Genomic DNA, 12,751 nt, shown 5'->3' with positions numbered 1-12,751 from the left:
CGCTACGACTGCGCTGAAAGCGGATGTCGTAGCATGAAGTCCGCCCGCGATCTGATCGCAGGGCTTCGATCCTTCGCCAGATGGGCGATCAAAATGTCTGCGTCCGGTATTTGCGCGCGAGCGCCGACCAAGGCGTCTGCGGCAATCCTTCGCACGAATGCTGACTTGTCGTGGATTCCCTCCCTGATCCATTCAGCGGCGGGACGGGTTGCTCGAACATCGCGCGAGGCAAGCACCGGTATGCGCCTTCGCAGGCCGTAAACCTTGTCGATCCATGCCCATTCGAAGCCCACCGGCCAAGTCGCCTTCCCGGCAATCAGCCATTGGTAGGCAACCGCTCTAACTGACGGTTGAACCGCCGCAGCCGCTATGTGTGGAAGGTGCTCGTCGATATCGGGATAACGCGAAGCGCTGCGAAGGCAAGTTGCGACCGGTCCAGTCGATTGCTCCTGCAGATGCGCTGCTAAGGCTGCAATTGCATCTCTCCGCCCGAACACTGAATCTAGGACATTTGCCTCATCAGTCCAACGGCTCCATACGAGGCGGCGATCAAGTAAGTATAGCGCCGCCTTCGCGGCGACGTCTGCAGTGGTTTGATGCAGTACTCGTTCGGCGCAGCGCTGCGCTGCCTGGCGCACCGGTCGAACCCAGTCGTTCAACCGCCATGCCAGCGTGGCAAAGAAGAAGGCTGATGTTGGAGGGTCGTTTATCGAGTCCAGTGCGGCTTCTCTCGCGTAGCCACTGGGGTGAAACAGAAAGACCCACGCGTAATCGCGATTTTTCCTGAGAAGTTGCGGAGTAGACGCCGCTCCGCCAAATAGCGGCGGGAGCAAAAATCCATTTTGCTCTCGCCACCAGCCGAAGCGGACTGCTGTCGCGATCTCTCGGCTGGCGGGCACAATTACGTTGGCAGGAAGCGCTGAAAGCTCCGCCAACACGTCTTCCAGTTCGTCGTCAGATTGCCCGAGCTTGTTGCCCAACGCAGCCAGCTTGGCGGCCAACGGCGGCGGTAGAACTGATCGACGATGTGATGCCATGGCCCTAGCTTGGCAGGAATCTGCAACAATTGGAAGTTGCGCTCACACATCGGCGATCGGACTCAAGGTGGGCGAGCCGGCGTGCCGGAATAGACTATTGCTGCTTCGGCAATTTCGCCTTCAGCGCATACAGCGCTTCCAGCGCCTCGCGCGGGGACATCTCGTCGGGATGCAGCGCTTTCACGGCTTCCATCATTTGCTCGGCCTCGCTCGGTGGCGCGGCTTCGGCGGCGGCGCGGGAGGGGACGGCGAACAGCGGTAAATCATCAGCCAGCGCGCGGGCGGTCTGGCCGCGGTCCTGCGCCTCGAGCTTCGCCAGCACCGACTTGGCGCGCGCGATCACGGCGGGCGGCAGGCCTGCGAGCTTGGCGACCTGGATGCCGTAGGAGCGGTCGGCCGAGCCCGGCAGCACCTCATGCAGGAACACGACGTCGCCCTGCCACTCCTTGACGCGCACGGTGGCGTTGAACATTCGCGGCAGTTTGGCCGAAAGCGCGGTCAGCTCATGATAGTGCGTGGCGAACAGCGCGCGGCAGCGATTGGCCTCGTGCAGATGCTCGATCGCGGCCCAGGCGATCGACAGGCCGTCGAAGGTCGCAGTCCCACGGCCGATTTCGTCGAGGATCACCAGCGAGCGCTCGCTGGCCTGGTTGAGGATCACGGCGGTCTCGACCATCTCGACCATGAAGGTCGAACGTCCCCGTGCGAGATCGTCGGCCGCGCCGACGCGTGAGAACAGCCGGTCGACGACGCCGATCCGCGCGCGCGACGCCGGCACGTAGGAACCGATCTGCGCCATCAGCGCGATCAGCGCGTTCTGGCGCAGGAAGGTCGACTTACCCGCCATGTTGGGGCCGGTGATCAGCCAGATCTGGCCGGATTTTTGCGCGGGCCCCGGCGAGAGATCGCAGGCATTGGCGATGAATGGCTGGCCGTCGCGCTTCAGCGCCTGTTCGACCACGGGGTGCCGGCCGCCCTCGACCGCGAAGCCGAGCGAGCCGTCGACTTCGGGCCGCACATAATTGTCATCGACGGCGAGCTTCGCCAGCGCAGTCGCGACATCCAGCAACGCGAACGCGTGCGCGGCGGCACGCAGATCGTCGCTGGCGGCGAGCGCCATCGCAGAGAGCCGCTCGAAAATTTCCAGTTCCAGATTGAGCGCGCGGTCACCGGCATTGGCGATCTTGGCTTCGATCTCGCCGAGCTCGGACGTGGTAAAGCGAACCTGTCCCGCCAGCGTCTGGCGGTGGATGAAGGTCGCGTTGAGCGGCGGCGCCATCAGCTTGTCGCCATGCTGCGCCGTGACCTCGACGAAATAGCCGAGTACGTTGTTGTGGCGGATCTTGAGCGCCTTGATGGAGGTCGCGTCGGCATAGCGCGCCTGCATCGCGGCGACGACCAGGCGGGAGGCGTCGCGCAGATTCCGGCTTTCGTCGAGCGCGGCCTCATAGTCCTCGCGGATGAAGCCGCCGTCGCGCTTGATCAGCGGCAGTTGCTCGGCGAGCGCGCGTTCGAACTCGCGGGCGAGATCGCGCGAGGGACGGCGCAGAGCCTCCGTCACGGCAATGATTTCCGGCGCCTCCAGTTGCGCGAGCCGCGCCAGTGCCTGATCGGCGGCAAGGATTCCGTCGCGCAGGCCAGCAAGGTCGCGCGGGCCGCCGCGTCCGACCGACAATCGCGCCAGCGCGCGCGACATGTCAGGCGCCGCGCGAAGCGTGGTTCTGACATCGTCACGCGCCGCGCTGTCGGCGACGAATGCCGCAATCGCATCCAGCCGCCGCGCGATCGCGGCACTGTCGGTCAGCGGTGCCGCGAGCCGTTGTGCCAATAGCCGCGAGCCGGCGGCGGTGACGGTGCAGTCGATCGCATCGAGCAGCGATCCGCGCCGCTCGCCTGACAGCGTGCGGGTCAGTTCGAGGTTGGCACGGGTCGCGGGATCGATCGCCATCGTGGTGCCGGCCGCTTCGCGCGAGGGCGGCGACAACGGCGGACGCTTTCCGACCTGCGTGCGGTCGATATAGGTGACGGCCGCCGCCGCCGCGGTCGCCTCCAGCCGCGACATCGCGGAGAGGCCATCCATGGTTGCGACCGCGAAATAGTCGCAGAGCCGCCGCTCGGCAGTGGCGCCGTCGAAGACATCGCGGGTGAGCGGCGTTACTGACGGCAATTCGCGCAGCAGTGGCCCGAGATCGGTATCGCCATACAGCGCGTCGGTGACGATGGCCTCGTTCGGATTGATCCGTGCCAGTGTTGCAGCCAGTTCCGCGGTCGAGCATTCCGTGACCATGAACTCGGACGTCGAAATGTCGATCCACGCGAGCCCGATACGATCGCCACCGGAGGAGGCGCGGGCGCGCGCGATCGCGAGTAGATAGTTGTTGGTACGCGCGTCGAGCAGCGTGTCTTCGGTCAGCGTGCCCGGCGTCACCAGCCGCACCACGCCGCGGGCCACCACGCTCTTGTTGCCGCGGGCGCGCGCCGCGGCGGGATTCTCGGTCTGCTCGCACACTGCGACCCGATGGCCGGCGTTGATCAGGCGATGCAGATAATCCTCGGAGCGCTCCACCGGCACGCCGCACATCGGGATATCCATGCCCTGATGTTTGCCGCGCTTGGTCAGCACGATTCCGAGCGTTTTGGAGGCGATCTCGGCGTCCTCGAAGAACAGCTCGTAGAAATCGCCCATCCGGTAGAACAGCAGGAGCCCTGGGTGGGCGGCCTTGATATCGAGATATTGTTCCATCATCGGCGTGACGCGCGACGTTGCGTCAGCGGCAGGCGCGGCCTCGGGGGGCGCGGGGGCGGGGATGGATTGCTGGATCGTCATTGCGGGCGGCAAACTACAGAATTTCGCCGCCCGGTCCTATTCCCATACCCGCGTTGTCAGAGTTTTCCACGCCCGCCGCCGCACGATTGATCATGCCCGCCACAAGGGCATAGCGGCCCCCCGCGAAAGTAGCGCAAGGGGAACGATGCCTCAATTGACCTGCCGCGGGCGCGCTCCTAAAACTCGCCATCAATTCTGCGTCAAAGGCCTAAAGCACGGCATTCAGGGAGAGATTCTATGCGTGATGTATTCATTTGCGATGCCGTCCGGACCCCGATCGGCCGTTTCGGCGGCTCGCTCGCCAAGGTGCGCGCCGACGATCTGGCTGCGACCCCGATCAAGGCGTTGATGGCAAAGCATCCCAATCTCGACTGGTCCCAGGTCGATGAGGTGTTTTTCGGCTGCGCCAACCAGGCCGGCGAGGACAACCGCAACGTCGCGCGGATGGCGCTGTTGCTCGCGGGCATACCCGAATCGGTTCCCGGCCAGACCCTCAACCGCCTCTGCGCGTCGGGCCTTGATGCGGTCGGCGCCGCGGGCCGGGCGATTCGATCAGGCGAGATCGATTTCGCGATTGCCGGCGGCGTCGAGTCGATGACCCGCGCGCCGTTCGTGATGGGCAAGGCGCCGGAAGCGTTTGCGCGCTCGGCGGAGATTTACGACACCACCATCGGCTGGCGCTTCATCAATCCCTTGATGAAGGCGCAGTACGGCGTCGATGCGATGCCGGAGACCGGCGAGAACGTCGCCGAGGAATTCCAGGTGTCGCGCGCCGACCAGGATGCGATGGCGATCCGTTCGCAGCAGCGGGCGGGCGCTGCAATCGCTTCCGGCTATTTCGCCGAAGAAATCACGCCGGTGTCGGTGCCGGGCGGCAAGGCCGGGCCTGTCATCGTCGACAAGGACGAGCATCCGCGCCCCGAGACCACGCTGGAGGGCCTCACCAAACTGAAGCCGATCGTGCGCAATCCCGGCACGGTGACGGCGGGCAATGCATCCGGCGTCAATGACGGTGCGGCGGCGATGATCCTCGCCTCCGAGCTAGCTGTGAAGAAGCACGGGCTGACGCCGCGGGCGCGCATCCTGGGGTTAGCCTCGGCCGCCGTGCCGCCGCGCATCATGGGCATCGGCCCGGTGCCGGCGACGAAGAAGCTGATGGAGCGGCTCGGCATCAAGATCTCTGACTTCGATTTGATCGAGCTCAATGAAGCCTTCGCCTCGCAGGGCATAGCCTGTTTGCGGCAACTGGGCGTCAAGGACGACGCCGACTTCGTCAATCCGCATGGCGGCGCGATCGCGCTCGGCCATCCGCTCGGCATGAGCGGCGCGCGGCTGGCGTTGACGGCGGTGCACGGCATGGAGAAGCGGGGCGGGAAGCTTGCTTTGGCAACCATGTGCGTCGGCGTCGGCCAGGGCGTCGCGGTCGCGATCGAAAAGATAAATTAAAACAACTATTTGAGAGGGTGAAAAACAGCCCTTTCCCGGATTAGTTATGTCATATAATGATCTGGCGGCGCGGCTCAGCGACAAAATTGCAAAGCAATTTTGCGCTGCGAGCGCGATGCGAGGGAGGAATTCGTCATGACATTGGTCTATCCAGTGCAAAGTCTTGCGGCGCATCCGCCGCGGCTGTCCCCCGCCTACAAGAGCACGGTCAAGCGCTCGCCCTCGAAGCCGCTGATTCCGATGCGGCACACGCTGTCGGAATTGACCGGGCCGGTCTACGGCCACGAGACGGTGCGCGAGCACGATCACGATCTCACCGTTCAAGGCAAGGGCGAACCGATCGGCGAACGCATCATCGTGCACGGCCATGTGCTCGACGAGGACGGCCGCGGCGTTTCGAACGCGCTGGTCGAACTGTGGCAGGCTAATTCCTGCGGCCGCTATGTCCATGTCGTCGATCAGCATCCCGCCCCGCTCGATCCGAATTTTACCGGCGCCGGCCGCACCCAGTCGGACGCGCAGGGTTACTATCGCTTCGTCACCATCAAGCCCGGCGCCTACCCCTGGGGTAATCACCACAACGCCTGGCGTCCCGCCCACATCCACTTCTCGGTGTTCGGCCACTCGTTCGTCTCGCGGCTGGTGACGCAGATGTATTTCCCCGGCGATCCGCTGTTTCCGTTCGATCCGATCTTCAATTCGGTCACCGACGAGAAGGCGCGCAACCGGATGATTTCCTCGTTCGATCTGGAGAACACCAGGCCGGATTGGGCGCTGTGCTACCGTTTCAACATTGTGCTGCGCGGGCGCAACGCCACGCCGATGGAGAACAGTTAAGTGCAACAGACCAAGCCAGACGGCATCACCCCGTCGCAGACCGTCGGTCCGTATTTCGCTTATGGCCTGACGCCGAACGGCAAATACGACTGGAACGACGCGTTCAACAACAATTTGGTGACGCCGGACACTTCGGGCGAGCGCATTCGCATCGAAGGACAGGTGTTCGACGGTGACGGCGCGGTTGTGCCGGATTGCATGCTGGAGATCTGGCAGGCGGACGCGCAGGGCCGCTTCTCCGATCCGCAGGACAAGCGGGCGCTGACGAATTCAACGTTCAAGGGGTTCGGCCGCATCGGCACCAATGCGAAGGGCGGTTATGCCTTCGACACCATCAAGCCGGGGCAGGTCGCGGATCCCGACGGCAAGCCGCAGGCGCCGCATATCGTGCTCGCCGTGTTCGCGCGCGGCATGCTGCTGCACAACTATTCGCGGATCTATTTCGACGGCGAGGCCGCCAATGCGTCAGATCCCGTGCTGGCGCTGGTGCCGGCCGATCGCCGCGCCACGCTGATCGCGGCGCGCCAGCCGGGCAGCGGCAACGCGGTCTATCGCTTCGACATCCATCTGCAGGGCGACAAAGAGACGGTGTTCTTCGACGTGTAGCTGTATTCACATCGCAGCCGCAGCCAAGCGACAGGCAAGGCCTCGCACATGATGACGCTTCGCCAGGTCGAGGTGATCCGCGCCGTGATGGTGACCGGCACGATCGGCGGCGCGGCGCGGCTCCTGAATGTGTCGGCGCCCGGCATCAGCCGGCTGGTGAAGTATACCGAGAAGTCCCTGGGCGTCCGCTTCTTCCAGCGTCAGAACGGACGCTATTTCCCGACGGCGGAAGCGCGCAACATCTTCGAGCAGATCAACGGCGTTTACGAGAAGATGGATGACCTCTCCGAGATCATCTCCAAGATCGGCCGCGGCGATCTGTCCGAGCTGCGCATCGGCTCGGTGCCGAGCATCTCGCAGGTCATGGTTCCGCGCGCGATCGAGCGGGTGCGGCGCCGCTATCCCGAACTGCGGATCGACATCAACATCCTCAAGATCGAGGAGGCCGTCGATTATCTGCTGCTGGGCCGTGGCGATTGCGTCGCCATGAGCTACCGGCTCGATCATCCCGGTCTCGACTTCCTGCCGCTGGCGTCGGGCGAATTGTTCTGCATCGTGCCGGCGGGCCATGAGCTTGCCGGATGCAAGCAGGTCTCGGCCGCGGAAATCATCCGCTATCCGCTGATCGGGATCGATCCCAACGACCCCTATGGGCGGATCATGGCGGAGATATTTGCGCGCAACAAACTCGACTACGACATCACCATCCGCGCGCGCTTCGGCACCACCGTGTGTGCGCTGGTCAAGGCCGGTCTCGGCATTGCCGTGATCGACCAGTTCACCGTCGCCCATGGCGGCTATCCCGGCATCGAATTGCTGAAAATTGTCGAGCCGACCAGATTCGACACCTACATTGCGGTGAAACGCGGTGCGCCGCTGTCGCTGCACATCGAGCATTTCATCGACTGTCTGCGCTCCGAAATGCGGGCGGTGGGGCCAAGTAAGACGGCGTCGCGAAAGCCCGATTCCAGGCCCCGCAAGAAATAACATGATGTTATCTATCCGGCATAAATGGGTAATTGTGTTAGGTCGGCAAAAGGCTATCGTCGGGGCGGATCGGGCATGTCCCGAGCACACCGCTGCCGCTAACGCGCATTGCATCCTGATGATGAGAACATGAGCCCTGCCGCCCGACCTCCTGCTCCGGCCGACCGCCGTTTTCTCACGGGCCTCATCGGTGCGCCGATCGCGCATTCGGCGTCGCCCGCGATGCATGAGCGGGCCGCCGAAGCGCTCGGCGCCCATTGCCATTACCAGCTCATCGAAGTTGCAGGCGCCGGCCGCGAGGAACTGCGGCGGCTGCTCGACGGCGTGCGCCGTCTGGGCTTTGCGGGCGTCAACGTCACCTTTCCGTACAAGGAAGCGGTGGTTTCCCTGCTCGATGAATTGTCGCCGGGCGCGCATGCGATCGGCGCGGTCAACACGGTCGTGGTCAGGGATGGCCGGCTGATCGGATACAACACCGACACCACAGGGTTTGCCCGGGCGATCACCAAGCTCGTGCGTGATCCCGCGCAGAGCCGCGTCGCCGTGATCGGCGCAGGTGGTGTCGGCAAGGCGATCGCCTTTGCACTGGCGGCGACCAGCGTGAGCGAGATCAGGATTTTTGACACCGATCGCGCCAAGGCTGAGCAGCTTGCCGCGCAGCTCAAGAGTCATGGCGAAGCAAGGCCGGCCGGCAGCGTCGAGGACGCGATGCGCGGCGTCACCGGCGTGGTCAACGGTTCGCCGGTCGGCATGCTGCCGAACCGCGGCACGCCCGTCCCGGATGCACTGTTGCACAAGGACCTGTGGGTGGCGGACGCGGTCTACACGCCGCTCTGGACGCCGCTGTTGAACGCCGCAAAAACAAAGGGCGCTGAGGTCATGACCGGGCGCGAGCTTGCGATCTATCAGGCCGCGGACGCATTCGAACTGTTTACGGGATTGAAGCCATCGGCCGTCGAGATGGGAAATGCATTCGACGCCGTGATGGCCAAACGCTACGCTAAAGTGAACGCAGCTTAGAGCCTGATCCGGAAAAGTGGGTACCGGTTTTCCCTCGCGACAAACGCGGAACGCGTTTGCGCGGAGATCATGCTCAATCTAAGAACGCGGCCGGTTACAAGGCCGTTTGTTGTAATGAGAAGAGGGGATGGAAATGAAATCTGGGATTCTCGCGGGCGTCTTGCTCGCCACCGTGTCGGCCGCAGCCGCATTCGCGCAAGGCGGCCCCATCAAGCTCGCCAATGTCGCCGAACTGTCCGGCGGCGGCGCCACCGTCGGCAACAACTGGAAAAACGGCATCGACCTTGCGATCGAGGAGATCAACGCCAAGGGCGGGTTGCTCGGCCGCAAGCTGGAAGTCACGCATGCGGATTCGCAGTCGAATCCCGGCGTCGCGCGTGCACAGGTGCAGAAGGCGCTCGACAACGAACCATATGTCCTGCTCGGGCCCGGCTACTCCGGATCGGTCAAGGTGACTGCGCCGCTCGCCGCGGAAGCCGGCATCGCGCAGATCATGGGCGGCGAGGCCGCCGAGCTGACACAAGGCGGCAACAAGTTCCTGTTCCGCACCTCGTTCGGCCAGCAATCATCGATGCCGAAGGTCGCCAAATACATCAACGACGAACTGAAGGCGAAATCGGTCGCGATCGTCTGGGTCAACAACGACTTCGGCAAGGGCGGCCGCGACGTCATCACCAAGGAATTCGCCAAGTACAGTATCAAGGTCGCCGCCGACATTTCCACGGAAGCAGGTCAAGCCGATTTCGCCGCCGACGTCAGCAAGATCAAGGCCGCGGCGCCCGATGCGGTGTTCGTCTATGTCAACGAGGAAGAGAGCGCGCGGATGCTCAAGGAGCTGAAGCGCCAGGCGATCACCGTGCCGCTGATGGGCGAGACAACGCTGGTCGGCCAGAAGGTCGTCGAACTCGCCGGCGAAGCCGCCAACGGCGCACGCGGCCATGTCGGCCTGACCACGGATGCACCGGTCGATCTGGTCAAGGCGTTTCGGGAAAAATTCGTCAAGAAGTACAATTACGTGCCCGATCACAACGGGCTGAAGGGCTATCTCGCGATCTACATGATCAAGGCCACCACCGAGAAGATGGGCAAGGTCGACGCCAAGGCGTTCGCCGACAATCTCCATGGCCTCACCATCAAGGCTGCGAGCGAGCCCGGCATTCTGATGGATGCGACTTTCGATGAGAAGGGCGACATCGATCGCCAGGGGTTCCTGGTCGAGATCGTCGACGGCAAGCAGGTCGTCAAGCAGGTGCTGCCGAAACTGAACTGAGCCACGGCACGGGTGGCGCGCGGAAGAACGCGCCCCCGTCGCGATCAGGCATTGCGAAACAGCATTGATATCGTCCGCGTGCGACGGTGAGGGAGAAGCATGTCCAATCTGCTCGATCTGCTCGTGGCAGGCCTTGCGACCGGGGCGATCTATGCCTTGGTCGCGGTCGGTTTCACGCTGCTGTGGCAGACGTCACAAACCATCAATTTCGCGCAAGGCGAATTCGTGATGTTGCCGGCGTTCCTGATGCTGGCGGTGATGCATGCGGGCGCGCCGTTCTGGCTCGCGATTATCATCGGCATCCTGCTGTCGCTGCTGCTGCTCGGGCTCGGCTTCAAGCTGCTGCTGGTCGACCCGATGCTGCGGCACGGCGTGCTGCCGCTGGCGATCGCGACCATGGCGCTGGCGATCGGCATGAAGGAAGCGGTGAAGCAGTTCTTCAGCGCGGAGGCGTCGCCATTTCCGTCCATCGTGCCCGCCGGTGATGTGTCGATCCTCGGCCGGGTGGTGTCGTTGCAAAGCCTCGGCGTGCTCGCGCTTGCGATCGCGGTGGTGATCGGCCTGACGGCGCTGCTGAACCGCACGTCGGTCGGCCATCAGATGCAGGCGACCGCACAGAACCCGACGGTCGCCCGCATCATCGGCGTGCCAGTCGAACGCATGATCCTGCTGACCTTTCTGATCAATGCGCTTCTGGTGGCGCTGGCCTCGCTGCTGATCACCCCGATCTATCTGGCGAAATTCTCCTCCGGCGAAGTGCTGGGGCAGGCGGCGTTCATCGCGGCGATTGTCGGCGGCTTCAACCAGGTGCGCGGCGCCATCGCCGGTGGGCTCCTGATCGGCGTGGTCGACAATCTGGCTGCTGCCTATGTGTCGACGCAATACCGCGCCGCAGTGCCGCTGATCCTCCTGATCGTCATCATCCTGTTCCGTCCGCAGGGCCTGCTCGGCCGGCCCGAGGAGCGCACGGTATGACCGCCACGGGAAAATATTTGCGCATCGCGCTCGGCGTCGCCGTGATCGCGGCGCTGATTATCGTGCCGATGAATTTCAACCGCTATGGCCTCTACATCCTGAGCCAGTGGGCGGTGATGACGATCGCCGCGATGGGACTTAACCTGACGCTCGGCTATGCCGGCCAGGTCTCGCTGGCGCAGGGCGCGTTCGTCGGCATCGGCGCCTATGCGGCGGCGATCATGACCACGCAGGGCGGCATGCCGCTGATTGCGGCGCTCGGCGTCGCCATCGTGCTGTGCTTTGCGATCGGCTGGATCCTCGGTTATCCAGCGCTGCGCGTGCAGCATCATTATCTCGCCTTCGTGACGCTGGCGTTCTCGACGCTGGCCTTCCTGGTATTCCGCAACGAGGACTGGCTCACCAAGGGCATCTACGGCATCAGCAATATTCCGCGGCCCAATGTTCTGGGCTTCGCCACCAACCGGCCGCTGCCGTTCTATTACTTCTGTCTCGGCTCGCTTGCGCTCGTCTCGCTGGCGATGTGGTGGCTGATCCGCTCACCCTGGGGCCGCGCGTTTGTGGCGCTGCGCGAAAATCCGGTGCGGGCGCTGTCGCTCGGCATCGACACGCGGCGCTATACGCTGATGGCGTTTGCGATCGGGTCGGCGCTCGGCGGCGTCGCCGGCACGCTCTACGCGCCGCTGACGCAGTACATCGATCCGGTTCCCTTCAACCTCTCGCTCTCGCTCGATCTGCTGATGATGGTGATCGTCGGCGGCTCCGGATTCTTCTTCGGCCCATTCCTCGGCGCGATGATCGCGGTGCTGCTGCCGGAGTGGCTACGCTTCACGCAGGGCTATTACCTGATGCTTTATGCGGTGGCTGTGATGCTGCTCCTGATCTATTCGCCGACCGGCATCCTCGGCATCCTCGATCGCTATCTGGCCGAGCGGCGCACCAAGGCGGCCTCCGCACTGCGCGCGGTCGTCAAATCCCGACTGGAGACGGCGCCATGACCGCAGTCCTCGAAGTCAGCGACATCAAGAAGAGCTTTGGCGGCATCAAGGCCGTCGACGGCGTCAGCTTCGACGTACAGGAGGGCGAGATCCTCGGCCTGATCGGCCCGAACGGCTGCGGCAAATCCACGCTCTTCAACTGCATCCTCGGCCAGCTCACGCCGACCGATGGCGAGGTGAAGGTGGATGGCAAGGTCGTCACCGGGTTGCGGCCGTCGGAGCTTAATCGTCTGGGTGTCAGCCGCACCTTCCAGCTTCTGCAGGTGTTTCCGAAACTGTCGGTGCGGGAAAATCTCATCCTCGCCGGGCAGGAGCATCAGGGCAACATGATGTCGCGGCTGTTCGGCCCTTCGGACGCCGGATTGACCACCGCCGCCGACCAGATGATCGGCTTCTTCAAGCTCGATCACCTCGCCACTGAAGCCGCGGGCGGCCTGTCCTACGGCCAGCAAAAGCTGCTCGATGCCGCGATGGCGTTCATGGGCGGGCCGCGTCTGGTGCTGCTCGATGAACCCGCCGGCGGCGTCAACCTCACCATGCTCGGCGATCTCAAGGAACGGCTGGCCGCGATCAACCGCGAGAAGCGTGCCACCTTCGTCGTGATCGAGCACAACATGGAATTCGTGATGTCGCTGTGCACCCGCGTCATGGTGATGGCGGAAGGCAAGCTGCTGGCGATGGGCACGCCGGCCGAAGTCCGCGCCAATCCCGCCGTCATTGAAGCCTATCTCGGCCACTGAGGGGATCG

The 12,751-nt window shown here is 63.9% G+C and carries 11 protein-coding genes; 9 read left to right on the top strand and 2 right to left on the bottom strand.

The genetic code is table 11. From position 1 onward, the window contains the following. Positions 1 to 2: 2 nt before the first annotated feature. Both V1279_RS33935 and mutS read right to left on the bottom strand, forming a co-directional pair. On the bottom strand, positions 3 to 1,037 hold the full coding sequence (locus V1279_RS33935; protein WP_334445005.1) for a hypothetical protein: 1,035 nt from the start codon (positions 1,035 to 1,037) through the stop codon (positions 3 to 5). A 94-nt stretch (positions 1,038 to 1,131) separates the two neighbouring features. Next, the gene (mutS, locus tag V1279_RS33930) at positions 1,132 to 3,864 is read right to left on the bottom strand and encodes a DNA mismatch repair protein MutS (RefSeq protein WP_334445003.1); all 2,733 of its coding nucleotides are present in this window, start codon (positions 3,862 to 3,864) and stop codon (positions 1,132 to 1,134) included. 237 nt (positions 3,865 to 4,101) lie between these two features. Here mutS and pcaF point away from each other — a divergent pair, with 237 nt between their 5' ends. The 9 genes from pcaF to V1279_RS33885 all read left to right on the top strand — a co-directional run bounded on the left by pcaF (position 4,102) and on the right by V1279_RS33885 (position 12,743). Then, positions 4,102 to 5,310: a 3-oxoadipyl-CoA thiolase gene (gene pcaF, locus V1279_RS33925; protein ID WP_334445001.1), complete on the top strand. Its 1,209-nt coding sequence runs from the start codon at positions 4,102 to 4,104 to the stop codon at positions 5,308 to 5,310. A 135-nt stretch (positions 5,311 to 5,445) separates the two neighbouring features. Beyond that, the gene (pcaH, locus tag V1279_RS33920) at positions 5,446 to 6,147 is read left to right on the top strand and encodes a protocatechuate 3,4-dioxygenase subunit beta (protein ID WP_334444999.1); all 702 of its coding nucleotides are present in this window, start codon (positions 5,446 to 5,448) and stop codon (positions 6,145 to 6,147) included. After that, positions 6,148 to 6,753 (top strand): protocatechuate 3,4-dioxygenase subunit alpha, encoded by a 606-nt coding sequence (gene pcaG / locus V1279_RS33915; protein WP_334444997.1) that lies wholly within the window; start codon positions 6,148 to 6,150, stop codon positions 6,751 to 6,753. It abuts the gene before it with no gap. A 48-nt stretch (positions 6,754 to 6,801) separates the two neighbouring features. Next, the gene (locus V1279_RS33910; RefSeq protein ID WP_334444995.1) at positions 6,802 to 7,740 is read left to right on the top strand and encodes a LysR family transcriptional regulator; all 939 of its coding nucleotides are present in this window, start codon (positions 6,802 to 6,804) and stop codon (positions 7,738 to 7,740) included. A gap of 129 nt (positions 7,741 to 7,869) precedes the next feature. Further along, positions 7,870 to 8,760 carry a shikimate dehydrogenase gene (locus V1279_RS33905; protein ID WP_334444993.1) on the top strand — a complete coding sequence of 297 codons (891 nt, stop codon included), beginning with the start codon at positions 7,870 to 7,872 and terminating at the stop codon, positions 8,758 to 8,760. 133 nt (positions 8,761 to 8,893) lie between these two features. After that, the gene (locus V1279_RS33900) at positions 8,894 to 10,030 is read left to right on the top strand and encodes an ABC transporter substrate-binding protein (RefSeq protein ID WP_334444991.1); all 1,137 of its coding nucleotides are present in this window, start codon (positions 8,894 to 8,896) and stop codon (positions 10,028 to 10,030) included. 99 nt (positions 10,031 to 10,129) lie between these two features. Then, complete coding sequence (locus V1279_RS33895) at positions 10,130 to 11,005, top strand: branched-chain amino acid ABC transporter permease (protein WP_334444989.1); 876 nt, start codon at positions 10,130 to 10,132, stop codon at positions 11,003 to 11,005. Continuing rightward, complete coding sequence (locus V1279_RS33890) at positions 11,002 to 12,003, top strand: branched-chain amino acid ABC transporter permease (RefSeq protein WP_334444987.1); 1,002 nt, start codon at positions 11,002 to 11,004, stop codon at positions 12,001 to 12,003. Before V1279_RS33895 ends, V1279_RS33890 begins: the two co-directional genes overlap by 4 nt. Continuing rightward, positions 12,000 to 12,743 (top strand): ABC transporter ATP-binding protein, encoded by a 744-nt coding sequence (locus tag V1279_RS33885; protein WP_334444985.1) that lies wholly within the window; start codon positions 12,000 to 12,002, stop codon positions 12,741 to 12,743. The genes V1279_RS33890 and V1279_RS33885 overlap by 4 nt, the downstream gene beginning before the upstream one ends. The last annotated feature ends 8 nt before the right edge of the window (positions 12,744 to 12,751 follow it).

It is taken from the genome of Bradyrhizobium sp. AZCC 1610 (assembly GCF_036924515.1).
Taxonomy (GTDB): Bacteria; Pseudomonadota; Alphaproteobacteria; order Rhizobiales; family Xanthobacteraceae; genus Bradyrhizobium.
The sequence above is the reverse complement of the archived record's forward strand: the minus strand, read 5'-3'. Positions and strand labels throughout refer to the sequence as shown.

Bases quoted from the DNA above. Each gene is read 5' to 3' on its own strand.
- V1279_RS33935 (WP_334445005.1), bottom strand. From the start codon at position 1,037: ATGGCATCACATCGTCGATCAGTTCTACCGCCGCCGTTGGCCGCCAAG.
- mutS (WP_334445003.1), bottom strand. From the start codon at position 3,864: ATGACGATCCAGCAATCCATCCCCGCCCCCGCGCCCCCCGAGGCCGCG.
- pcaF (WP_334445001.1), top strand. From the start codon at position 4,102: ATGCGTGATGTATTCATTTGCGATGCCGTCCGGACCCCGATCGGCCGT.
- pcaH (WP_334444999.1), top strand. From the start codon at position 5,446: ATGACATTGGTCTATCCAGTGCAAAGTCTTGCGGCGCATCCGCCGCGG.
- V1279_RS33910 (WP_334444995.1), top strand. From the start codon at position 6,802: ATGATGACGCTTCGCCAGGTCGAGGTGATCCGCGCCGTGATGGTGACC.
- V1279_RS33905 (WP_334444993.1), top strand. From the start codon at position 7,870: ATGAGCCCTGCCGCCCGACCTCCTGCTCCGGCCGACCGCCGTTTTCTC.
- V1279_RS33900 (WP_334444991.1), top strand. From the start codon at position 8,894: ATGAAATCTGGGATTCTCGCGGGCGTCTTGCTCGCCACCGTGTCGGCC.
- V1279_RS33895 (WP_334444989.1), top strand. From the start codon at position 10,130: ATGTCCAATCTGCTCGATCTGCTCGTGGCAGGCCTTGCGACCGGGGCG.
- V1279_RS33890 (WP_334444987.1), top strand. From the start codon at position 11,002: ATGACCGCCACGGGAAAATATTTGCGCATCGCGCTCGGCGTCGCCGTG.
- V1279_RS33885 (WP_334444985.1), top strand. From the start codon at position 12,000: ATGACCGCAGTCCTCGAAGTCAGCGACATCAAGAAGAGCTTTGGCGGC.